Source organism: Haloplanus sp. XH21, from assembly GCF_023276355.1.
Classification (GTDB): Archaea; Halobacteriota; Halobacteria; order Halobacteriales; family Haloferacaceae; genus Haloplanus; species Haloplanus halobius.
The window spans coordinates 1,333,354-1,354,910 of record NZ_JALLPL010000001.1 but is presented as its reverse complement, the minus strand read 5'-3'; the positions used below and the strand labels follow the sequence as shown (position 1 = coordinate 1,354,910).

21 protein-coding genes are annotated in these 21,557 nt (G+C 67.0%); 8 read left to right on the top strand and 13 right to left on the bottom strand.

What is annotated here, in order from left to right:
* On the bottom strand, positions 1–1,089 hold the full coding sequence (locus tag MXB53_RS06945; RefSeq protein WP_248896657.1) for a DNA topoisomerase IV subunit A: 1,089 nt from the start codon (positions 1,087–1,089) through the stop codon (positions 1–3).
* Positions 1,086–3,500 (bottom strand): DNA topoisomerase VI subunit B, encoded by a 2,415-nt coding sequence (locus MXB53_RS06940; protein ID WP_248896656.1) that lies wholly within the window; start codon positions 3,498–3,500, stop codon positions 1,086–1,088. Before MXB53_RS06940 ends, MXB53_RS06945 begins: the two co-directional genes overlap by 4 nt.
* A 205-nt stretch (positions 3,501–3,705) precedes the next feature.
* Between MXB53_RS06940 and gyrB the strand changes: the two genes are divergently transcribed.
* Together gyrB and gyrA are read left to right on the top strand one after the other, a co-directional pair.
* Positions 3,706–5,622 carry a DNA topoisomerase (ATP-hydrolyzing) subunit B gene (gene gyrB / locus MXB53_RS06935; protein ID WP_248896655.1) on the top strand — a complete coding sequence of 639 codons (1,917 nt, stop codon included), beginning with the start codon at positions 3,706–3,708 and terminating at the stop codon, positions 5,620–5,622.
* Positions 5,619–8,078: a DNA gyrase subunit A gene (gene gyrA, locus MXB53_RS06930; protein ID WP_248896654.1), complete on the top strand. Its 2,460-nt coding sequence runs from the start codon at positions 5,619–5,621 to the stop codon at positions 8,076–8,078. Before gyrB ends, gyrA begins: the two co-directional genes overlap by 4 nt.
* Here the strand turns inward: gyrA and rocF are convergent.
* A complete protein-coding gene (gene rocF, locus MXB53_RS06925; protein WP_248896653.1) occupies positions 8,075–8,962 on the bottom strand; it encodes an arginase in 888 nt (295 codons plus the stop codon). The genes gyrA and rocF overlap by 4 nt on opposite strands.
* A gap of 99 nt (positions 8,963–9,061) precedes the next feature.
* Positions 9,062–10,012 carry an NAD-dependent epimerase/dehydratase family protein gene (locus MXB53_RS06920; RefSeq protein ID WP_248896652.1) on the bottom strand — a complete coding sequence of 317 codons (951 nt, stop codon included), beginning with the start codon at positions 10,010–10,012 and terminating at the stop codon, positions 9,062–9,064.
* Positions 10,013–10,133: 121 nt separating this feature from the next.
* Here MXB53_RS06920 and MXB53_RS06915 point away from each other — a divergent pair, with 121 nt between their 5' ends.
* Positions 10,134–10,667: an Rrf2 family transcriptional regulator gene (locus MXB53_RS06915; RefSeq protein ID WP_248896651.1), complete on the top strand. Its 534-nt coding sequence runs from the start codon at positions 10,134–10,136 to the stop codon at positions 10,665–10,667.
* Here MXB53_RS06915 and MXB53_RS06910 read toward each other — a convergent pair whose 3' ends face one another.
* The 4 genes from MXB53_RS06910 to cdd all read right to left on the bottom strand — a co-directional run bounded on the left by MXB53_RS06910 (position 10,668) and on the right by cdd (position 13,412).
* Complete coding sequence (locus MXB53_RS06910) at positions 10,668–11,846, bottom strand: NAD(P)/FAD-dependent oxidoreductase (RefSeq protein WP_248896650.1); 1,179 nt, start codon at positions 11,844–11,846, stop codon at positions 10,668–10,670. It abuts the gene before it with no gap.
* A 59-nt stretch (positions 11,847–11,905) separates the two neighbouring features.
* Positions 11,906–12,712 (bottom strand): nucleoside phosphorylase, encoded by an 807-nt coding sequence (locus MXB53_RS06905; protein ID WP_248896649.1) that lies wholly within the window; start codon positions 12,710–12,712, stop codon positions 11,906–11,908.
* Between the two features lie 64 nt (positions 12,713–12,776).
* Positions 12,777–12,908, bottom strand: coding sequence for a hypothetical protein (locus MXB53_RS15625; protein ID WP_283102241.1), 132 nt, complete (start codon positions 12,906–12,908; stop codon positions 12,777–12,779).
* A 45-nt stretch (positions 12,909–12,953) separates the two neighbouring features.
* On the bottom strand, positions 12,954–13,412 hold the full coding sequence (cdd, locus tag MXB53_RS06900; protein WP_486606376.1) for a cytidine deaminase: 459 nt from the start codon (positions 13,410–13,412) through the stop codon (positions 12,954–12,956).
* Positions 13,413–13,483: 71 nt separating this feature from the next.
* Between cdd and MXB53_RS06895 the strand changes: the two genes are divergently transcribed.
* Complete coding sequence (locus tag MXB53_RS06895) at positions 13,484–13,699, top strand: DUF8142 family protein (protein WP_248896647.1); 216 nt, start codon at positions 13,484–13,486, stop codon at positions 13,697–13,699.
* A gap of 92 nt (positions 13,700–13,791) precedes the next feature.
* Here the strand turns inward: MXB53_RS06895 and MXB53_RS06890 are convergent, their stop codons facing one another.
* On the bottom strand, positions 13,792–14,376 hold the full coding sequence (locus MXB53_RS06890; protein ID WP_248896646.1) for a GNAT family N-acetyltransferase: 585 nt from the start codon (positions 14,374–14,376) through the stop codon (positions 13,792–13,794).
* 98 nt (positions 14,377–14,474) lie between these two features.
* On the opposite strand from MXB53_RS06890, the gene MXB53_RS06885 reads away from it, so the two are divergent.
* Positions 14,475–14,675, top strand: coding sequence for an FmdB family zinc ribbon protein (locus tag MXB53_RS06885; RefSeq protein WP_248896645.1), 201 nt, complete (start codon positions 14,475–14,477; stop codon positions 14,673–14,675).
* On the opposite strand, the gene MXB53_RS06880 is transcribed toward MXB53_RS06885, so the two are convergent.
* Complete coding sequence (locus tag MXB53_RS06880) at positions 14,676–15,857, bottom strand: hypothetical protein (protein WP_248896644.1); 1,182 nt, start codon at positions 15,855–15,857, stop codon at positions 14,676–14,678. It abuts the gene before it with no gap.
* A 156-nt stretch (positions 15,858–16,013) separates the two neighbouring features.
* On the opposite strand from MXB53_RS06880, the gene MXB53_RS06875 reads away from it, so the two are divergent.
* Positions 16,014–16,853 (top strand): M14 family metallopeptidase, encoded by an 840-nt coding sequence (locus MXB53_RS06875; RefSeq protein WP_248896643.1) that lies wholly within the window; start codon positions 16,014–16,016, stop codon positions 16,851–16,853.
* On the opposite strand, the gene MXB53_RS06870 is transcribed toward MXB53_RS06875, so the two are convergent.
* From MXB53_RS06870 to sucC, 3 genes are all read right to left on the bottom strand, one after another.
* Positions 16,850–17,482 carry an RNA 2'-phosphotransferase gene (locus MXB53_RS06870; protein ID WP_248896642.1) on the bottom strand — a complete coding sequence of 211 codons (633 nt, stop codon included), beginning with the start codon at positions 17,480–17,482 and terminating at the stop codon, positions 16,850–16,852. The genes MXB53_RS06875 and MXB53_RS06870 overlap by 4 nt on opposite strands.
* Before the next feature lie 19 nt (positions 17,483–17,501).
* Complete coding sequence (sucD, locus tag MXB53_RS06865) at positions 17,502–18,371, bottom strand: succinate--CoA ligase subunit alpha (protein ID WP_248896641.1); 870 nt, start codon at positions 18,369–18,371, stop codon at positions 17,502–17,504.
* An 82-nt stretch (positions 18,372–18,453) separates the two neighbouring features.
* On the bottom strand, positions 18,454–19,599 hold the full coding sequence (sucC, locus tag MXB53_RS06860) for an ADP-forming succinate--CoA ligase subunit beta (protein ID WP_248896640.1): 1,146 nt from the start codon (positions 19,597–19,599) through the stop codon (positions 18,454–18,456).
* A gap of 118 nt (positions 19,600–19,717) precedes the next feature.
* On the opposite strand from sucC, the gene MXB53_RS06855 reads away from it, so the two are divergent.
* Together MXB53_RS06855 and MXB53_RS06850 are read left to right on the top strand one after the other, a co-directional pair.
* Positions 19,718–20,680, top strand: a complete 963-nt coding sequence (locus MXB53_RS06855) for an NADPH:quinone reductase (RefSeq protein WP_248896639.1) — start codon at positions 19,718–19,720, stop codon at positions 20,678–20,680.
* A 42-nt stretch (positions 20,681–20,722) separates the two neighbouring features.
* The gene (locus MXB53_RS06850; RefSeq protein ID WP_248896638.1) at positions 20,723–21,430 is read left to right on the top strand and encodes an SDR family NAD(P)-dependent oxidoreductase; all 708 of its coding nucleotides are present in this window, start codon (positions 20,723–20,725) and stop codon (positions 21,428–21,430) included.
* The last annotated feature ends 127 nt before the right edge of the window (positions 21,431–21,557 follow it).

Below are 21,557 nucleotides of genomic sequence, written 5' to 3'. Positions count from 1 at the left end.
CTACAGAACGCCCATTTCGCCCAGCCGTTCGGGCAGGTACTCGTCGGTAACGAAATCCAGGCCACGGGAGGCGAGCGCCTGCTGTTCGGCCTTCTTGCCGATGTCGAGCTGGAGTTCGATCTGCTCTTTCCAGTAGTCGGTCGTGAACCGGGGGTCGTCGAGTTCGGATTCGAGGGCGTTCACGTCCGAATCCGCGAGCGGGTCGGTCGGCAGGTCGTACTCCACGATGTCCTCGGGCTGGATACCGACGAACTGCGCCTCGGGCGTGGCGAGGTATTTCGAGAGGTGGGCGCTCTTGATGGAGCCGTAGGCGACGGAGCCGTAGATGCGGTACGACCAGGGGTCGCCGTCGGTGAAGACCACGACGGGCAGGTCGAGTTCGTCGTGGAGACGCTTGACGATGCGGCGGGTTGCCCGTGCGGGCTGACCCTTGAGGTGAACGACGAGGGCGTTGTGGTCGGTGTCGAAGCCGTTCTCGACGAGGCGGTCCCGCATCCCACCGGTCTCGACACAGAGGATGAAGTCGATGTCGTGGTCGAGAAAGTCGATGGTGTCGGGGTTGTTCGGAATCTGGTAGCCGCCCTCGCCGACGTCTTTCTGACAGTGGATTTCACGCTCGCCGCGCCGGGTCTGCTCGCGCAGCTCCAGGGGCCCCATCAACGTCGCGCCCGACTCCTCGGGGCGCATGTGGAAGTCCTCTCGGGTCACGTCGGAGACGATTTCGAGGTCCTCGATCAACTGGTTGGACTCGTCCTGATCCGAGAAGCCGGCCTCGTCGGCGTCCCACGACTCCGAGAGGTAGTAGAGTTCTCGGAGCGTCGAGGAGCGCCCCTCCTCCAGTTGCCGGACGAGGAAGTCGATGGTGTAGGTCGCCTTGAGCAGTTTGCGGGCGCCCCGCACCGAGTTGGCAGAGCGGGTCGAGGTGCGGTCGCCGTAGACCCACACGCCGCTTTCCTCGTCGTACTCGATGTTGCTTTTCGTCCGGGTGGGGAGCGTCATCTCGGGGACGTCGCCCCGTTCGAACTGCTCGTAGAACTCCGCCGCCAGGTCGATCAACTGCTGTCGTGCGCGCTCGTCCTGTGTGCTCATGTATCCACCGTGAGTTTCTCCGCCTCGACGCCCTCGACATCGATGTCGAAGGTCGTCTCCGTGCTCACCTCGTAAGTGAGCGTCGCCGTTTCACCCGCCGACACCGACGGGGACCACTGCACGAACCATTCGCCGTCGAGGTCGACGACCGACGCGCCGTCGCTCACGGCCGTCGGTTCCGCGGTGACGATGTCCGTCACCTCCAGCGTCTCCGTGCGGTCCGAATGGTTCCGCACCGCAAGTGTGACCGTCCCCGCATCGACCGACCGTTCGACGACCACGTTGTTCATGATGCGTCCGAGGGCACCGTCGATGTTCGGGCGCTCGCGGTCCGTCACCTCGGCGAGTTTGTCGGCCATCTCCGGCAGGATCTGTCCGAGGACGTCCTGCTTGCGCCGGCGCTTCTCCAGCGAGCGCCGCCGGTTGAGATACGACTTCAACTCGCGGGCGGCCTCGCGGATGGCGAGTTCGATCTCGTCCTCGATTGCCGGGACGTTGGCCACCGCGTCCTTCGATTCGCTGGTGAAGGGGACGTTCGTCGAGGCGACGTGTACCATCACGACGGCGGGACCGGAGGGGAGGCCACTTCCGCCCGGTTGGTCGAGGCCGTAGTTGCGCCAGCCGATGTCTTTCACCACGTCGGTGATGGCACACGCCCCGCGCTGGTAGACGAGGGGGACGCGGTTGGCAAAACGCATCACCTGGGCCGATCCGTCGCTCGGCAGGTCGCCGCCGTAGGCGATGCCGGCCTCCACGATGAAGGGGTCGCCACCGTGGACCTCGGCGTCGCGGGTCGCTGCCGCAAAGAAGTCGGCGTCGAACTCCTTGCGCAGGCCCGCCTCGACCAGGTCGGCGGTGATGGGCGAGAGGGAGTCGGTCGGGGGCGCGAGGATGTCCGTCTCGCGCATCGCCTCGAGGAGTTCGGAGGCGGTGTCGCGGTCGCCGGCCGCCGCTTTCACCTTGGGAAGGTCGTCGGGGACGGTCCACATGACCGCCCAGAGCGACTCGACGACGTTCTCGCGGGCGGTGTCGCCGAAGGTGGCCTCGGTCGCCTCCGCGACGCGGTCGGCCGAGCGGTCGACGTAGCCGGCGAGTTCGTCCCGGGTCGCCCGGTGGCGCGGGTCGTCGGCCTCGGCGAACTTCTCGGCCACCCGTTCGGCCAGGCCCTGAATCGCCGCGTCGTCCTTCCGCGTGCTCGTCGCGTCGTCGATGCGTTCGTAGAGCGACGCCGTCAACAGGTCGGGGTGGGTGAGTTCGTCCCAGGCCGCGGCGACGGCGTTCTCGCGAACGGTGTCGCCGAACGTCTCGTCGAACTCGTCTTCGGCCGCGTCGGCGACGTTGCCGACGATTTCCACGAGGACATGGTGGGCGATGCGCTCGCGGTCACCGACCGTTTCGGTCACCTGCTCGGCGAACCAGTCGGTCGCGTCACTGCTCTTGTTGGCCACGGCGTCGACGAGGGCGTCTTCCACGTCGATATCGTCCACGGTGCCAGGGGCCACGCTCGGCGTCGCCCACGCCATCTCCCGGCCGTAATGCCGGTCGCGGAACCGGTCACAGACCTTGGTCGACGTCTTGCCGCCGACGCGGGTGAACTCCCCCTGCAGGAACCCGGACACCGAGTACGACTCCGTCGCCTCGAGCATCTTCAGCAGGGTGCCGAGTTCGACGCCGTGGGGGTGGGGGCGGATCTCCTCGGTTTCGGCGGGCAGCTGGTCGGTGCCGCGCTCGAACTTCAGCGGTTCGTCAAGTCCGGGTTCGCGGAGTTCGACCCGGGCGTGCGGGTTGACGACCGCCGTGTGCTTGATGTAGTCGTGGAGTTGAGCGCGCGCCCGCATGTTCGCCTCCATCTCGAGTTCGATGCGGGTCCCGTGGGGACGGTCCCACGAGGTGGTTTGCTCGCTCCTGATTTCGGGTTCGTTGTCGTCGGTGTCGACGACGAGTTCGAAATACTGCGCCTCGTCGCTGCCACGGGTTCGGCTGGTGATCTTCGCGGGTTTGCCGGAGGTGAGTTGAGAGTAGAGAACCGCCGCGGAGATACCGATACCCTGCTGGCCACGGGACTGTTCGCGGGCGTGAAACCGGGAGCCGTACAGCAGTTTCCCGAACACACGAGGGATCTGTTCCCGCGTGATGCCGGGGCCGTTGTCCTCGACGATGAGCCGGTAGTAGTCGCCCGCCTCCGCGATCTCGACGTAGATGTCGGGCGCGATGCCGGCCTCCTCCGTGGCGTCGAGGGCGTTGTCCACCGCCTCCTTGACGGCGGTCACCAGCCCCCTGGCCCCGGAGTCGAAGCCGAGCATGTGTTTGTTCTTCTCGAAGAACTCGGCGATGGAGATGGCCCGCTGATTCTCGGCCAGCTCCTCGGCGATGCCGGCCTCCTCGCCGAGCGTCGACTGGAACGATGTCATCCTGTGGTAGGCGTACCGGGACGACGTTTAAAAGGCCACCGCCAGCAGGGTGGAAGTGAAGCGTGGCGAGGGGCGTGAGCCGTCGAACCGAAAGTCGGCTTGGTGAACGCCGAGCGGAAGTTTCCGTTTCGGGAACTCAGTCTTTTCGTCGCGCGCACGCGTGCGAGAGTTTAAGGGGGGCGGCCTACTAGAGCGAATACGTTCTATGGCTGACGAACAAGAGTACGGAGCCGGGCAGATACAGGTTCTGGAAGGCCTCCAGGCCGTCCGGAAACGCCCGGCGATGTATATCGGTTCGACGGACGATCGCGGACTTCACCATCTCGTCTACGAAGTCGTCGACAACGCGATCGACGAGGCACTAGCGGGCTACTGTGACGCCATCGGGGTAACCGTCCACGACGACGGGTCCGTGAGCGTCACGGACAACGGGCGGGGGATCCCCGTCGACATCCACGAACAGTACGACCGGCCGGCGGTGGAGGTCATCATGACCGTCCTCCACGCCGGCGGGAAGTTCGACAGCAAGTCCTACCAGGTGTCCGGCGGCCTGCACGGCGTCGGCGTCAGCGTCGTCAACGCGCTCTCCTCGACGCTCGAAGTCACCGTCAAACGCGACGGCGCCGTCTGGGAACACCGGTTCGACCACGGCGAACCCGTCCCCGACGCCTTCGAGCGAGTACGTGACCTCGAGGACGACGAGGAGACGGGGACCACCATTCGCTTCTGGCCCGACGAGGACATCTTCGAACACACCGACTTCTCCTTCGAGACGCTCGCGACCCGGCTCCGCGAACTCGCCTTCCTCAACTCCGGCGTCGAGATCTCTCTCGACGACGAACGCGACGGCGAGTCCGTCGAGTTCCGCTACGAGGGTGGGATCCGCGAGTTCGTCGAGTATCTCAACGAGACCAAGACCGCCCTCCACGACGACGTGATCTACTTCTCGGACGACGAGCAGGACATCACCGTCGAGGTGGCGATGCAGGCCACCGACGAACTCCAGGGGTCGATCCACGCCTTCGCCAACAACATCAACACGCGCGAGGGCGGGACCCACCTCACCGGGTTCAAGACGGCGCTCACGCGCGTCGTCAACGACTACGCCACCGACAACGGCTTGCTGGGCGACATCGACGGCACCCTCAAGGGCGAGGACGTTCGCGAGGGGCTGACGGCCGTCATCTCCGTGAAACATCCCGACCCGCAGTTCGAGGGACAGACCAAGACTAAACTCGGCAACTCGGAGGTCCGCGGCATCGTCGAGAGCGCGGTCCACCAGGAGCTCGGGACCTTCTTCGAGGAGAACCCTGACACCGCGCGCGCCATCGTCGGCAAGGCCGTCGAGGCGGCGAAGGCCCGGAAAGCGGCGAAGAAGGCGGAGGAACTCACCCGCCGCAAGAGCGCCCTGGAGTCGACGGCGCTCCCCGGCAAACTCGCCGACTGCCAGTCCAAGGATCCCACCGAGTCCGAACTGTTCGTCGTCGAGGGGGACAGCGCCGGCGGCAGCGCGAAACAGGGGCGTGACCGCAAGAATCAGGCCATCCTCCCGCTCAAGGGGAAGATCCTGAACGTCGAGAAACACCGGCTCGACCGAATCCTCGAGAACGACGAGATTCGCGCCCTCATCACCGCCATCGGCACGGGCATCGGCGAGGAGTTCGACATCGACGACGCGCGCTATCACCGCATCATCCTGATGACCGACGCCGACGTGGACGGTGCCCACATCCGAACGCTCCTGCTGACGCTTCTCTACCGGCACATGAAGCCGCTGCTGGAAGCGGGCTACGTCTACGCGGCCAAGCCGCCGCTCTACCGGGTTCGCTACCGTGGCGAGACGTACGACGCCATGAGCGAGGCGGAGCGCGACCGCATCATCGAAGAGAAATGCAACGGCAACCCCGATCAAGTCCAGCGATTCAAGGGACTCGGCGAGATGAACCCCGATCAGCTCTGGGACACGACGATGAACCCCGAAAACCGGATCCTGAAGCGCATCACCGTCGAGGACGCCGCGGCCGCGGACCGCATGTTCTCGGTGCTGATGGGTGACGCGGTCGAACCGCGCAAGCAGTTCATCAAAGAGCACGCCGGCGACGCGGAGTGGGTCGATATATGAGCTCTGACGCTCCCGACCACGACCAGGACGTCCCGGCCTCGCGCGTCGAGACGGCGCGCATCGAACAGGAGATGGAGCAGTCCTACATCGACTACGCGATGTCCGTCATCGCGGGACGAGCGCTCCCGGACGCACGGGACGGCCTGAAGCCCGTCCACCGGCGCATCCTCTATGCGATGCACGAGGCTGGCGTCACCGCGCGCGCCTCCCACCGGAAATCGTCGTCCGTCGTCGGCGAGACGATGGGTGACTTCCACCCCCACGGGGACAGCGCCATCTACGACGCCCTGGCGCGGATGGCCCAGGACTTCTCGATGCGCGAACCGCTCGTCGACGGCCAGGGCAACTTCGGCTCCATCGACGGCGACCCGCCCGCAGCCATGCGCTACACCGAGGCCCGGATGTCGCCCATCGCCGAGGAACTCCTGGCGGACATCGGGAAAGACACCGTCGACTTCTCGCCGAACTACGACGGCCGCAAGCAGGAACCCGACGTGTTGCCGGCGGCGTTCCCCAACCTCCTCGTCAACGGATCGTCGGGCATCGCGGTGGGCATGTCGACGAACGTCCCGCCGCACAACCTCGGTGAGGTGATCGATGCGACGATCCACCTCATCGACAACCCCGACTGCACCGTCGAGGACCTGATGGAACACGTCGTCGCACCGGACTTCCCGACCGGCGCGAACATCGTCGGCCGCAACGCCATCTACAAGGCGTACAAGACGGGGCGCGGCCGCCTGCGCGTGCGGGCGGAACTCGAGACGAGCGAGGACCGCATCGTCATCACGGAACTGCCGTACCAGGCGAACAAGTCCCGCCTCATCGAGCGCATCGCCGACGACGTGAACGACGGCAAACTCGACGGCATCCGCGACCTGCGCGACGAATCCGACCGCGACGGCATCCGCATCGTCGTCGAACTCAAACGCGGGGCGAACCCGGACGTGGTCGAGAACCAACTGCTCGAATCCCACCTCGAAACCACCTTCGGCGTCATCAACCTCGCCCTCGTCGACGGCCAGCCGAAGGTGCTCGACCTCAAGGAGACCCTGGAAGTCTACCTCGACCACCGCCGCGAGGTGGTGCGCCGCCGCAGCGAGTACGACCTCGAAGAGGCCGAGGACCGCGCACACATCCTCGAAGGGCGGCTCACCGCCCTCGAAAACGCCGACGACGTGGTCGAACTCATCCAGGACGCCGAGGACCGCGACGCCGCGAAAGCGGCGCTCAAGGCCGCGTACGGCTTCTCGGACGATCAGGTCGACCACATCGTCGCGATGCAGCTCGGTAGCCTCACGTCGATGGAGACGGCCGCCATCGAGGAGGAGTACGAGTCGGTCCAGGAAGAGATCGACCGCCTGGAAACGATCCTCGAGAACGAATCGGAGCTCCTCGGCGTCATCAAAGACGAACTCCGCGAGATCAAATCGTCCTACGCCGACGAGCGCCGCACCCGCATCATCGAGGACACGGGCGAAGTGACCGACGAGGACCTCATCCCCCAGGAGGACACCCTCGTCGTCGTCAGCGAGGACGACTACATCAAGCGGATGTCGCTGTCGACGTTCAAGGCCCAGAACCGGGGCGGCAAGGGGATCATCGGCGCCGACCTCAAGGAAGACGACCGCGTCTCCTCCGTCTTCCTCGCGAACACCCACGACTACCTGCTCTGTTTCACCAACCAGGGCCAGGTGTACAAGCTCAAGACGTACCAGGTGCCGGAGATGAGCCGCACCGCCCGCGGCAAGTCGGCGGTGAACCTGCTCGATCTCGACGAGGGCGAGGAGATCGAGGCGGTCGTCGACTGCGACGACCTCGAAGCCGGCACGGGGCGCTATCTCACGATGGCGACCCGGAACGGCCGGGTGAAACGCACCGCCGTCGAGGAGTTCGGCAACATCCTCTCGACCGGCATCCGGGCCATCCGCCTCGCCGAGGACGACGCGCTCGTCGACGTCGAGTTGACCGACGGCGACACGGATCTGGTCGTCGCCAGCGCCGGCGGCATGAGCATTCGCTTCGCGGAGTCGGAAGTCCGGTCGATGGGCCGGGACGCCCGCGGCGTCGGCGGCATCAAACTCGCGGCCGACGACCACGTCGTCGGGATCGCCGCGATCGGTGACGACCACGACTGGTTGCTCACCGTCACCGACAACGGTTACGGGAAGCGGACGCCGGTCGACGCCTACCGCCAGCAGTCACGGTACGGCAAGGGCCTGATCGACATCAAAACGTCCGATCGCAACGGTCCCGCCTGCGCCATCGACGCCGTGACACCGGGCGATCAGCTCGTCGTGATGAGCGAGGACGGCCAGATCATCCGCACGCCCGTCGAGGATATCTCGACGGTCGGCCGCAACACGATGGGCGTCATCGTGATGTCGCTCGACGCCGGCGATTCGGTCGCCTCCGTCGCCGTGATCCCGTCCGACCGCGCGGAGAGTAGCGACTAGAGGATCCGTTTTCCGAGCGCGCTCGCGGCGAGGTCCACCGCGAGTGCCGCCGTCCCGTTGTGGTCGTCGAGGATCGGATTCACTTCCACCAGCTCCAGCGAGCGCACTTCGCCCGCCGTCGCGACCCGTTCGAGCGCCGCGTGCGCCTCGCGGTAGGTGACGCCGCCGCGCACGGGCGTTCCGACGCCCGGCGCTTCGGTCGGATCGAGCCAGTCCAGATCCAGACTCACGTGGACGCCGTCGGTGCCGCGGATGGTGTCGAGGGCGTCGTCGACGACGGGGGTGATCCCCCGCTCGTCGATGTCGCTCATCGTGAACGCGGTGACATCGCTCTCCCGAATCGCCGCCCGTTCCTCGGTATCCAGGTCGCGGAGTCCGACGAGGGCGACCTGCTCGGCGTCGAGTCCCGGGGCCTGCGCCCAGGGCAGCGACGCGAACTCGCCGCGGCCGAGCGCCGCCGAAAGCGACATGCCGTGGACGTTGCCACTCGGCGTCGTCGCGGGCGTGTTGAAGTCGCCGTGGGCGTCGAACCAGAGGACGCCGACGTCGGCGTCGCGGGCCGTCCCGGCGAGCGTGCCGATGGCGATGGAGTGGTCGCCACCGAGGACGAGCGGCGTCTCGCCGTCGGCGATGGCGTCGCTCACGTCGTCGGCCAGACGGGTACAGACCGATTCGATGGCCGGGAGATACTTCGCGTCGGGCCGGCCGGGGTCGGTGCGCTCTGTCTTCGGGACGGCCAGGTCGCCCGCGTCCCGTGCGTCGATACCGAGGTCGGCGAGCGTGGCCGCGAGACCCGCGTAGCGGACGGCCGACGGGCCCATGTCGACGCCGCGGCGACTCGCGCCGTAGTCGGTGGGGACGCCAATGAGGCGAACGGAGGTCACGGGCGTCGGTTGGATCGGACGCGGTAAAAAGCCGCCCGGGCGTCGGGCGGTCGGAAGGCAGTAATGTCGGTTGGACGCCGAGGCCGGGGTGGCGAACGGTCAGTCCGTGTAGGGCGCACACACCCGCGAAACGCCGTCCTCGAAGTCGATTTGGGGCTCCCAGCCCGTCGCCTCGTGCAGTTTCGAGGCGTCGGCCATGGTGTCGTGGACGTAGACGGGGAGCGGGTTCTCGATGTACTCGGGATCGATGTCGGTGCCGAGTGCGTCGTTGATCATCTCGACCATCGTGTTGAAGTCGTAGCTCTCGCCGGTGCCGACGTTGTACACCTCGTCGAGTTCGTGGTCGGCCGCGAGTTCGATGGCCCGCACCACGTCGCTGACGTGGGTGAAGTCGCGGGTCTGCGTGCCGTCGCCGAAGAGGACGGGTGCCTCGCCGTTGGCGATGGCGTCCGCGAACTGCGCGACGGTGTTGGCGTACTCGCCTTTGTGTTCCTCGGCGCCGCCGTAGCCCTGGTACACCGAGAAAAAGCGCAGGCCGGCGGCGGTGATGTCGTAGTGGTTGCTGAAGTATTCGGCGTAGCGCTCGCGGGCGAGTTTCGACGCCTCGTAACAGGTGTGGGCCTCGACGGCCATCTCTTCGGGCGATGGTTCGGTTCGAGAGCCGTAGATGGAGGACGTCGAGGCGTAGACGACGGTGTCACAGCCGTCCTCGATGGCCTGTTCGACCGTATTGACGAACCCCTCGACGTTGACGCGCGTCGCCTCGCGTTTGTTCTCCTCGGCCATCGTGTATGAGGAGTAGGCCGCGAGGTGGAAGAGCACATCAACGTCGGTGGGCAGGTCGTCGTCGAGGACGCTTCCGTCGACGAACTCCACGGCGTTCTCGGCGTCGGTTGGGTTGCCGTCGGCGTCGACGCCGTCGAGATTCTCCGGCGTACCGAGGTGGCAGTCGTCGAGTGCGATAACCTCGTTGTCGGCAGCGAGATGGTTCGCGAGGTTCGACCCGATGAACCCCGCCCCACCCGTGACGAGGACGCGCTTGCCGTTCATACCCACGTCGAATCCCGACGGATGCAAAGTCGTATCGCTTTCGTATCGACACGAAGGATGGAATTACGGCGTGTTTCGAACATCCATCGATTTTAATAATGCGAGACGCCAACTCGAACGTATGTCATCAATCGAACTGACATCGAGTCAGAAAACGATCCTGACGGCCCTCATCAATCTCCATCGCGAAACCGAAGACGCGGTCAAGGGTGAGGACATCGCCGAAGAGGTCGACCGAAACCCGGGAACGATCCGCAACCAGATGCAGAGTCTGAAAGCACTCCAACTGGTCGAAGGTGTACCGGGGCCGAAAGGCGGCTACAAGCCGACGGCCAACGCCTACGAGGCGCTCGACGTCGAGCGGATGGACGAACCCGCCGCCGTCCCGCTGCTTCACGACGGCGAGCCCGTCGACACCGCAAACGTCGACGAGATCGACCTCTCGTCCGTCCACCACCCTGACCTCTGCCGCGCCGAGATCCACATCCAGGGCTCAGTCAAGGAGTTCCACGAGGGCGATAAGGTGCGCGTCGGGCCGACGCCGCTCTCGAAACTCGTCATCGAGGGGACCGTCGACGGCAAGGACGACACCGACAACGTCCTCATCCTCCGCATCGACGACATGAAGGCGCCGGCCGAGGAGCCGACCCACTGATCACATATCGGACCAGGCGTCGATCGCCCGGCCGACAGAAGAAACGTCCGCGATCCACCGCGCCGCAACGAACTTTTTGAGGGTCGTCGCGCCGACACCCCCGAACGTATCGATTGGTAGTGGATCGACGCCGTGGGCGACGGCCTTCTCACCGACCGAGACGAGCGTCCCCTTGTCGTCGTACGTCCACGTCCGGAGCGACTGCCCTTTGGCCGCACGCACCAGGTTTTCGCCGGCGACATCGGCGGCCTGCCAGGCGGCCTGGGCGGTCGGCGGCGCGAACTCCTCGGGACCCTGTTCGACGAGCGCCGTATCGCCGATGGCGAACACGCGGTCGTCGCTCGTCCGGAAGTCGCGATCGGCGTACACCCGGTTGCTCCGGTCGTCCTTGTCGACGCCCGCGTCGTCGAGTTCGTCCTGGCCCGTGATGCCGCCGGTCCAGATGAAGACATCGTAGTCCAGTTCCGTCGGCTCGTCGTCCTCCCCGCCGCCGATGAAGATGGTGTCCTCATCGACGCGGGAGACGAACTCGCCGCACATGATGTCGACATCGGCGTCCTCCAGGCGTTGCCGGAGCGCGCCCTGGAGTTCGGGGTCCTGTCCGGGCAACACGCTGTCGAGACCCTCGACGAGCGTGACATCGATGAGGGCGCGGTGTTCGTCGCGGTAGGCGGCGAGTTCGCCCGCCGACTGGATACCGGAGAGGCCGGCGCCGCCGACGACGACCTGTGCGGGTTCGGACTGGGTGGCGTCGGTGGCCGCCGCAGCCACGTCGTCGTGGATCTCGCGGGCGTCGTCGAGGCCTTTCAGCGTGTGTGAGTACGCTTCGAGTCCCTCGATCCCGTAGAACGCGGTCCGGCTTCCGAGGGCGATGAGGAGGTAGTCGTAGTCGACGGTCTCGCCGTCTTCGAGGTGAACGACACGGTCATCGACATCAAGGCCCGCGACGCGCCCCTGGCGGAAGGTGGTCTCGGGTGACTTGATCTCGTCGACGGGGATGGTGATCTTGGAGGCGACGCTCGTATCGCGGATGACGCGGTGGGACTCGTGGAGGACGAGATGATAGTCGTGCTCGGAGATCCAGGTCAGCTCGGCGGCGTCGTCGTTGGCTTCCTCGAAGCTCTTGACGGCGCCGGCGCCCGCGTACCCGGACCCGAGAACGACGACCTGAGAGGTCATGCCCCCACTCAGCCATCACCCGTTATAGAGGTGTTGGAAACCAGTTACCGCCGCCGGCTCTATAGGGAGAGGTCGGCGTGCCAGGCGTCGGCGCCGGCCTCGGTGCGCCGGGCGTTCATCTCGTGGAGAATGTTGGCCGCGAGACTCCCGACTTCCGCAGCGCGCGCCTCGCCTTCGGTCCGGAACTCGCCAGTCGTCCGGTTGGCGAAGACGGTACACACCGCACCGGCACGGAGGGCGTGGATGTTCGCCAGCGTGAGCACGGCGCTCGCCTCCATCTCGACGTTCGCGACGTTCACGTTGCGCAGATCGCCGAGCAGCGACTCGCTCGCGCTGGCCGCGAACCCGTCGAACCCGGGGCGCGCCTGCCCGGCGTAGAAACTGTCGGTGCTCATCGTGATACCGCAGTGGTAGTCGTAGTCGAGGCGTTCGGCGGCAGCGACGAGCGCCGAGACGACGGCGTGATCCGCGACGGCAGGGTAGTCCCCGCGGACGTACTCGTCGCTCGTCCCCTCGCCCCGGACCGCGCCCGTCGTGATGACGAGGTCGCCGACATCGATTTCGGGGCGGATCGCCCCACAGGAGCCGACCCGGATGAACGTCTCGGCGCCGACGCTGGCGAGTTCCTCGACGGCGATGGCCGCTGACGGACTGCCGATTCCGGTCGATGTGACCGACACCGGCGCGCCCTCGAACGTGCCCGTCGCCGTGCGGTACTCGCGGTGGTGGGCCACGGTCTCTGCCGTGTCCCACTGGTCGGTCACGATGTCGACGCGTTCGGGGTCGCCGGGGAGCAGCACCGTCTCGGCCACGTCGTCGGGGGACACTTCGAGGTGATACTGCTGGCTGTCGGCCTCATCGGTCATGCGCAGGCGTACGCGGACGGCAGTGAAATAGCGACGGGGTGCTGTCCAGGCCGGAGCGACGCGGCTACCGGTGGTCCGGGTCGATCCAGCGACAGGCCGAACAGGCGTGGATCCCCTGAACGTTCAACACGTCAGCCCCACAGGACGGGCACGTCGCTGGTGCCGTCGGGTCCGCCGAACCGGTGAGCGGTACCATCGTATCGAAACAGTGTCATCGGTCCCACAAAAAGATTCGGGGTCGTCAGGAAGAGTCCCCGACAGAGCGCTGCTGCGCGGCGTTGGCGAGGGTTTCGGGGCCGATAGCGGCCGGGAGCAGTTCGCCGAGCGTGTACTCGCTCGTCTCGTCGCCGCCCTCGTCACAGACGATCCGAAGGTCGTCGTCACAGAACTCCGAGAGCGTCTGTCGGCACATGCCACAGGGGGTGATGCCGTCGCGGGCGCCCGACGTGACCGCGAGGCGGTCGAACTCGCGGTAGTCGGTTTTGATCGCCTCGCTGATGGCGACTTCCTCGGCGTGGAGGCTGTTGCTGAAGTTGGCGTTCTCGATGTTACAGCCCACGAAGACGGTGCCGTCGGCGGCGCGGAGCGCCGCACCGACCGTGTACTCGGAGTAGGGGACGTACGCCGCGTCGAGGGCGTCGCGAGCGCGCTCGATGAGTTCGTCGGTCACGCTCGTCGCGTACGCTCGGGTCGGGTATATACTCTCGGCCGTGTCGCGATTCCCCTCTGTACACCCGAGGGGCTTTTACTCGCGGCCGCCACAGGTCGAGTATGGCACTCTCGCAGGGCGAGGAAACGACGCCGAACCGGCGACGCGCACTGCTGGCGGTGACGCCGTTTCTGTTGCTGGGGCTGGCGGACGTGCTCTTGCTCCTGTTCTGGGGGATCGAACCGCTGTGGGCCTTCGCCATCCTCCCGCCCATCCTCTTCTGTTCGGTGCTGGCGTGGCTCGCGTTCAGCACCGACTTCCTCGACGACCGGACCTGATACGGCTTAGTGTAACTGTCTGCGGGTGAGTGGCCAAGACGGATCGGCGAGTCACCGGTACTGACTTCCACTAATCCGTATAAGCGAGGGGTTCAGCTCCCGGTGTCGTACTTGTAGGTCGCGCTCTCGGGGTCGATGCCGAAGTCCTCGGCGTCCTCCGGTCCCGACTCCTCGGTCGTCTCGTGTGGCGTGGCGGCCTTGAACCGGTCGCGCAGTCTGTCGGGCATCGTGAAGTCGTCGACGGCGAGTCGCATCGCCACGGCGTCGGGCTGGACCGTCTCGCGTTTGGTCTCCACCCGATCGCGGATCTTCTCGGGGAGGTCGTCGGTGTCGACGGGGTCGAAGCCGAACTGCGCGAGGTAGTTCGGTCGGTCGGTGATCGAATACACCGTGTCGAACCCGTCGGCAGCGGCCGTCTCGACGAGGCGTTCGATCACGTGGGCGCCGACGCCCTGATCCCGCCACGCGGGCAAGACGCCGACGCCCGTGAGTTCGCAGTAGTCGCCGTCGTCGGTCTTGTGGATGCGCACGCGGCCGAAGCCGGCCCGCTCGTTCGTCTCCTCGTCGACGGCGATGACGTAATCCCGAGAGCGGAACGCGGCGTCGTCCAGGGCCATCTCCTCGATGTGGTCGAGCAACCAGACCTCGTCTCGGTTCTTGGCATCCCGGACGTACATGGTCCGACGTAACGAGCGGGGCACCAAAAGGATTTGCTGGCCCTCGTAACACGAACAATTATGGATGATTATCGATAACGTCCATCTGGTGGTAGTGTATGAGCCTCATGGACAAGGTGAAGGAACTACTGGCGCCTGACGAAGAAGAGACCGTCCTCTACGACTACGAATGTACCGAGTGCGACACCACGTTCACGACCAGCGACGGGCCGGACGAAGTGTCGTGTGACGGCTGTGGGTCGACGGATCTGGAGGAAGTGGGTCGGATGTACGCCGGCGGCGGCGGCGGCGTCGCGTAACTACGTCCCGCTTCCCGGTAGCCGCGACGGATCCCCTGACCGCAGAATATATTCGATGGCGATGCCGTTGAGTGGCGACCCCGCCTCGTCGGCGTACTCCCGAGCCAGGTCGAAATACCGCGTCGTGATGTCGACGACGTTCTCGTAGGCGACCTCGTCGCTCGGTGCGAGTACGTACTCCGCAGTGACCGGCGTGAGTTGCTCCTCGGCCACGTCGTCGGCGTAGTCGTCGATGTCGTCCAGCCAGATCTGTGCGCCGATGATGGCGAGGACGATGGACCGACCGAACGCCTCGGGGATGTCGAAGCCGATGCCGCGATAGGCGTCGAGCATCCCGTCGTAGATGACGCCGACCCGGTCGTACTGGGTTTTCAGATACGGCAGGTCGCGCTCCGGGCCGGTAAACGGCGCCTCGTCCGACACCGGCGCGAACTTGTACTCCGTCTCGATCCGCTCGACCGCTCGCTCGTCGCCCGCGAGGGCGTCCGCGAACATGGCCCGAAACTCCGCGTCGCGCTCCTGGTGGGCCTCGGAGCGTTCGACGGCGTCGTCGTAGGCGCCCCGAACCGCGTCGGGCGCGCGGTCGAACGCCGCCTCCACGACGCCCTGAAGGTGTGTCTGGGCACACGTCGCGACGCGTCGTGGCGCTGGATCGGTCTCCGGTATCGACACGTGGAAGTCCTCGAACTCGTCGTCGTTGATCGCGTCGCGCATGTCGCCGTCCAGCAGCGCCTGGACGATGAGCGCCGTCGCCTCCTCGGCGCGTTCGACGTACGTCCGTGCCTCGCGGTTGGCGGGGGCATCGGCGTCGCCGTCGCCGAGGAGAGCGCGGATCCCCGTCTCGTCGTCGATGGGGTCGTAGCCCGCCGTCGACCGCGAGAGCGCCCGGCGATAGAGGTACCCGAGCGTCAGTTCGGCGGGGAGCGTGAGTTTCGTCTCGTAGCGAAAGTCGATCGCGTCCTCGGCGACGCCGAACTCGTCTGCGAGCGCCGCCTCGATGTCGGCGTACACGTCGTCGAGGATGGCGTCCATCCGGTCGTCGACAGCGGATTTGATCCGGAGCGCGCGGTAGTCGAACTCCCCGGAGTCGGCGTAGTGGCCGAGGATCGCGCGCGGCGCGGTCGGCAGCGGCTCACTGGCGGCGAGACGGCGAGCGAGCGCCCGCAGCGGTGACCCGCTCACCGGCGACGACGGCCGCGCGTCGCGCCGGCCGTCCTCACCTCCGGCCTACTGGATCGAATCCTCATTAGGCGTGGTGTCCCCGGCGACGGCAATCAACCTTGTTATCGTCCACGGCGATGGGACAGATTTTCGGGGGTGGGCCGACCACCGATATATATGCAGGTCCACACGATCGGTGATGGGGCCCCCGAGGTCGCCGTCGTGGGTGCCGTCCACGGGGACGAACCCTGTGGCGCCCGGGCCATCGATCGCTTTCTCGACACCGATCCCGACGTCGACCGGCCGGTGAAGTTGATCGTCGCCAACGAACGGGCGCTGGATCGGGGCGTCCGGTATATCGACGCCGATCTGAACCGATCGCTGCCCGGCGACCCCGACAGCGACCAGTACGAGGAACGACTCGCGGCCGAGCTGATGGCCGAAGTCGAGGGCTGTACCGCCCTCGGCATCCACTCGACGGTGTCGTACGACCGCGCCTTCGCCAACGTGGCGTATCTGAACGAGCGAAAACGCGAACTGGTCGCTCACCTGTCCGTCGAGGCCGTCGTCGATTTCAGCGTCGTCTCCGACGGGCGGTCGGTCGAACTCCCCCGGTTCGTCGACATCGAGGCCGGCAAGCAGGGCTCAGAGGCGGCCGTCGACAACGCCCACGACTGTCTGCTCGCCTTCCTCCGAACGACCGACGTGCTGCCGGGCGACCCGCCGGCGCCCGACCCCGACTTCTACCAGGTGACGGCACCGATCCACAAGGAGCCGACGCGAACCTACCGCTTCCTCGGCGAGAACTTCGAGCGCGTCGAACCGGGCGAGACGTTCGCCACCGTCGACGGCGGCCCACTCACCGCGGACGAGGAGTTCTGGCCCGTTCTCATGTCCGACGAGGGCCACCGCGTCCTGTTCGGCTACCGGTCGCAGTACCGCGGCCCGCTCTCGGCGGTCCACTCGACGACCGACAGCCACACCGAGCGCATCGCCGACGACGTGACGACCGACTAGCCGTCCAGCCGCGATAGATACGCCGGCGGCACGCGGTCGACGGTGTACGTCTGACGGCCGCGTTTCGTCACCCGATGGCCGTCGGCGACGAGCGACGCCGCGTCGACCGCGAACACCACGGGGTCGGGAGCGTGTCGCCGCCCCACCTCGCGGGCGTCCTCGACCGACGCCGAGAGGTGAACCTGCTGGCGACCCATCGGCTTCAGTCCCTCGTCCTCGATGGCGTCGGCGTTCTCCGTCGCCGTCCCGTGATACAGGCAGTCCGGCACCGGCGCGTCGGTCGGTTCGAGCGTCACGTCGACGGAGTGGCCGTAGGCCGCCCGGATTCGGTCGCCCTCGCGCTCGAACCGCCCCTTCGGGTCCGTCGCCACCACGGCCGCAACCGCATCCGCGTCGGCCCACGAGTAGTGATCACGGACGGCCGCCACCAGATCCGCCCACGCGACCCAGCCCTGGTCGTCGAGCGAGAGACCCACGTCGTCCGGAAAATGCCGAAGCGCGCCGCTCAGAAACTTCGAGAGACGGGTGCGGCGGTCGGCGGAAAGCACCGTCTCGCCGGCAGCCCCGCAGTCGGGACACGCGCCGGCGACGTAGCCGTGATCGGGACAGCGTCGAACGGGGTCGGTCACGGTCGGCGTCGGGCGCGGACTACAGGTAGCCCTCGATGTGGTCCGCGACCTCTTCGGGCGTGTCACCGACGGGGACGCCGGCGTCGTTGAGCGCGTCGATCTTGCTCTGGGCGGTGCCCGTTCCGCTCCCGGAGACGATAGCGCCGGCGTGTCCCATGCGCTTGCCCGGTGGTGCCGTCCGCCCGGCGATGAAGGCAGCGACGGGGGTGTCCATCTCGGTGGCGATGAACTTCGCGGCCGCCTCCTCGTCTTCGCCGCCGATTTCGCCACACATGGCGACGGCCTCCGTCTCCTCGTCGTCCTCGAAGAGTTCGAGGGCGTCGATGAAGGAGGTGCCGATGATGGGGTCGCCGCCGATGCCGATGGCGGTGGTCTGCCCGATGCCGCGTTTGGTCAGGTTGTCGACCACCTGGTAGGTGAGCGTCCCGGACCGGGAGACCAGCCCCACGTTGCCGTCGGAGAAGATGTTGCCCGGCAGGATGCCGAGTTTCGCCTCGCCCGGGGTGATGAGACCGGGGCAGTTCGGCCCGACGAGGTGGGTGTCGGTTTCCGATAACCGGCGGTTCACCGTCGCCATGTCCTGCGTCGGAATGCCCTCGGTGATGGCGACGATCAGGTCGAGCGAGGTGTCGAGCGCCTCGAACAGGGCGTCGGCCGCGAACGCCGGCGGGACGAGGACCACGGAGGCGTCGGCGTCCTCCTGGCGCACCGCCTCGTGAACCGTGTCGTAGACGGGGACGCCGTTGACCGCCTGGCCGCCCTTCCCCGGCACCGCGCCGGCGACGACGTTCGTGCCGTAGTCCATCATCTGTTCGGCGTGGAACTCGCCCTCGCCGCCCGTGATGCCCTGCACCACGACGCGGGTGTCGGAATCGACTAAGACGCTCACGCGAACCACCCCACGGTGGCGAGGGTGAGGTCGTCGGGCGCAGTCTCGCGAGCACCGCGAGCGAGGAAGCGATCGACGGAACTCATTCCGCCACCTCCTCGGCCTCGGCGACGGCACGCTGAACCGCGCCCTCAAGCGTCCGTTCGACGAGCACGAGGTCGGTGTTCAGAATCTCCATGCCCTCTTCCGCGTTGGTGCCCGCGAGGCGGACGACGACGGGTTTCGGGATGCCGTCGAACTGCTGAAGCGCCTCGTTGATGCCGCGGGCCACCTCGTCGCCGCGGGTGATGCCTCCGAAGATGTTGAAGACGACGCTGTCGACGTTGTCGTCGGAGAACACCATATCGAGCGCGTTGGCAACGCGTTCGGCCTTCGCGCCGCCGCCGATGTCGAGGAAGTTCGCGGGCTCGCCGCCGTAGTAATCCACCAGGTCGAGCGTCGTCATCACCAGACCGGCGCCGTTGCCGATGATTCCGACGTTGCCGGAGAGGCGAACGTAGTCGAAGCCGTACTCGCCGGCTTTGCGTTCGAGTTCGTCCGTGTACGACTCCTCTTCCATCTCGGCGAGGTCGGGGTGGCGGAAGAGCGCGTCGTCGTCGACGTTCATCACTGCGTCGGCGGCGACGACGTCGCCCCCGTCGGTCACCATCAGCGGGTTGATCTCGGCCTCGCTGGCGTCGTTGTCCTCCCAGAGATCGTAGAGCGTCTCGAGGACGTTCGAGACGGCGCGGGAGACATCACGCGGGATGCCGGCCTCGTACACCGCCTTTCGCGCCTGGAACGGATGCATCCCGAACGCGGGGTCGATATGCTCGCGGGCGATGGCTTCGGGCGTCTCCTCGGCCACCGTCTCGATGTCGACGCCGCCCTCGGAGGAGACCATCGCGACGGGGTCGCCCTCGCTCCGGTCCATCGTCACGCCGAGATAGAGTTCGTCGACGAAATCGACCGCCGACTCGACCAGGACGCGGTCGACGTGATAGCCCTTGAGGTCCATGCCCAGGATCGAGTCGGCGGCCGCGCGGAGGCCGTCCGCGTCGGTCACGATCTCGATCCCACCGGCCTTGCCGCGGCCGCCGACGTGCACCTGCGCCTTGACGGCGACGGGGTAGCCCAACTCGCCCCCCGCGTCGACGGCCTCGTCGACGCTCGTCGCAAGCCGGGACTCCGGCGTCGGAATCCCGGCGTCGGCGAAGACATCCTTCGCCTGGTACTCGTGGAGTTTCATCGTGAACGATCGGAGGTTTCGGCGAACGGGAGTTAGTAGTATCGATCGTTACAGTCGTCACCAGTACTCGACGCCGCAGTCGACAGTATTTATCCCGTCCTGTACCGACGGTTCGGCTATGCGCGCAGTCCGATACCACGAACACGGCGGCCCCGAAGTACTGCAGGTCGACGACATCGAGCGACCGGAACCGGCCGAGGATGAGGTGCTGATCGAGGTCGCGGCCGCGGGGATCAACCCCGTGGACACCTACTTCCGCGAGGGGGCGTATCAGCCCTTCACCCGCCCGATGATTCCCGGCGTCGACGCCGCGGGCGAGGCAGTCGGCGTCGGCGACGCCGTCGGTTCCGTGAGCGTCGGTGACGGCGTGGTCGCCACCGGTCTGGGCAAGGACCACTACGGCGCCTGCGCGGAGTACGTCGCCGTCCCGGCGGATCGCCTCGCGCGCCTTCCGGCGGGCGTCGACCCCGTCGCAGCCGGCGGCGCGGGCGTCGCGACGGTCACCGCGTGGCGCGCGCTCATCGACCACGCGGGCCTCGAACCCGCCGAGAGCGCGCTGATTCACGGCGGCAGCGGTGGCGTCGGCCACGCAGCGGTACAAGTCGCCGCCGCGACCGGTGCCCAGGTGGTCACCACCGCCGCGCCCGAGTACCACGACCGCCTCGAGGCGCTCGGCGCCGACACCGTCCTCGACTACGCCCGTGACGACCTGCAGGCGGCGGTCACGGAGTCGAGTGCGGGCAGCCCCGACGTGATCCTCGACCACCGCCTCGACGACTACCTGCAGTTCGACGCCGACGTGGCCGCCCAGGGCGCCCGCATCGTCGGCATCGGCGAGAACGACCCCGAAGTCGGCTTCACGAACGACGGCGTCGCCCGGAGCAAGGAGCTCTCCTACCAGTTCATGAGTATGTTCAACACGCCGGCCCTGGCTCGGCCGCTGGAGCGCGTGGCCCACCTGCTCGGCGAGGGCGACATCGAGATCGCCGTCGACCGCACGTACGACCTGGACGAGGTGGCCGACGCCCACCGCGACGTGATGGAAGAGAGCTTCCTCGGCAAGCTCGTCGTGACGCCGTAGGCCCCGCCGCGCTTATCCGTTCGTGTCACCCATTGGCACCGTATGTCAGCTAGTTTCGACTTCTCCGATCGCGTCGTCCTGGTGACGGGCGCGAGCGGCGCGCTCGGCAGCGCGATCGCCGCGGCGTTCGACGACGCCGGGGGAACCGTCTGTGGCGCCGACATCGTCGCGCCGGACGACGAAGACGCTCACGTCGACCCAGGCGTCATCGACTACTACCGCGGCGATTTCACCGACGAAGACGACGTGTCGCGGGTCATCGAGGCGGTGGTCGCCGACCACGGCGGCCTCGACCACCTCTGTAATATCGCCGGGACGTGGCGCGGCGGCGACCCCATCCACGAGACCGACCTCGAGACGTTCGAGTTCCTGTTCGACGTGAACCTGAAGACGATGTTCCTGGCGTCGAAACACGCCCTGCCACACCTCCAGGAGCGTGAGGGCACCGTCGTGAGCGTCGCCTCGCGGTCGTCGCTCTCGGGCGGCGCGGGCGACGGTCCCTATCGGGCGTCGAAAGCGGGGGTGCGCCTCCTGACCGAAACCATCGCCGAGGAGAACGAGGGCGAGGTGCGCGCGAACGCGATCATGCCGAGCGTCATCGACACGCCGATGAACCGCGAGATGATGCCCGACGCCGACCACGACGCGTGGGTCGACCCCGCCGACATCGCGCGGACGGTGCTGGCGCTCTGTTCGGACGCAGCGCCGGTGACGAGTGGCGCCGCCATCCCCGTCTACGGCGAGGCCTGAGACGGCCTGGCGGAGTCAGTTCCGGCAGCCGGCACCTCCGTGTTGCCGACCGCCGGAATGCCGGTTCAACGGAGCCGTATACTGCGGCGCGTCAGCAGTGCGACCGGACCGTGAGCCTTTTTTCCGC

Bases quoted from the DNA above. Each gene is read 5' to 3' on its own strand.
- MXB53_RS06910 (WP_248896650.1), bottom strand. From the start codon at position 11,846: ATGACCTCTCAGGTCGTCGTTCTCGGGTCCGGGTACGCGGGCGCCGGC.
- MXB53_RS06895 (WP_248896647.1), top strand. From the start codon at position 13,484: ATGGCACTCTCGCAGGGCGAGGAAACGACGCCGAACCGGCGACGCGCA.
- sucC (WP_248896640.1), bottom strand. From the start codon at position 19,599: ATGAAACTCCACGAGTACCAGGCGAAGGATGTCTTCGCCGACGCCGGG.
- MXB53_RS06915 (WP_248896651.1), top strand. From the start codon at position 10,134: ATGTCATCAATCGAACTGACATCGAGTCAGAAAACGATCCTGACGGCC.
- gyrA (WP_248896654.1), top strand. From the start codon at position 5,619: ATGAGCTCTGACGCTCCCGACCACGACCAGGACGTCCCGGCCTCGCGC.
- MXB53_RS06855 (WP_248896639.1), top strand. From the start codon at position 19,718: ATGCGCGCAGTCCGATACCACGAACACGGCGGCCCCGAAGTACTGCAG.
- MXB53_RS06905 (WP_248896649.1), bottom strand. From the start codon at position 12,712: ATGACCGATGAGGCCGACAGCCAGCAGTATCACCTCGAAGTGTCCCCC.
- MXB53_RS15625 (WP_283102241.1), bottom strand. From the start codon at position 12,908: ATGGTACCGCTCACCGGTTCGGCGGACCCGACGGCACCAGCGACGTGC.
- MXB53_RS06875 (WP_248896643.1), top strand. From the start codon at position 16,014: ATGCAGGTCCACACGATCGGTGATGGGGCCCCCGAGGTCGCCGTCGTG.
- MXB53_RS06945 (WP_248896657.1), bottom strand. From the start codon at position 1,089: ATGAGCACACAGGACGAGCGCGCACGACAGCAGTTGATCGACCTGGCG.
- gyrB (WP_248896655.1), top strand. From the start codon at position 3,706: ATGGCTGACGAACAAGAGTACGGAGCCGGGCAGATACAGGTTCTGGAA.
- MXB53_RS06885 (WP_248896645.1), top strand. From the start codon at position 14,475: ATGAGCCTCATGGACAAGGTGAAGGAACTACTGGCGCCTGACGAAGAA.
- MXB53_RS06920 (WP_248896652.1), bottom strand. From the start codon at position 10,012: ATGAACGGCAAGCGCGTCCTCGTCACGGGTGGGGCGGGGTTCATCGGG.
- MXB53_RS06890 (WP_248896646.1), bottom strand. From the start codon at position 14,376: ATGTACGTCCGGGATGCCAAGAACCGAGACGAGGTCTGGTTGCTCGAC.
- MXB53_RS06850 (WP_248896638.1), top strand. From the start codon at position 20,723: ATGTCAGCTAGTTTCGACTTCTCCGATCGCGTCGTCCTGGTGACGGGC.
- MXB53_RS06940 (WP_248896656.1), bottom strand. From the start codon at position 3,500: ATGACATCGTTCCAGTCGACGCTCGGCGAGGAGGCCGGCATCGCCGAG.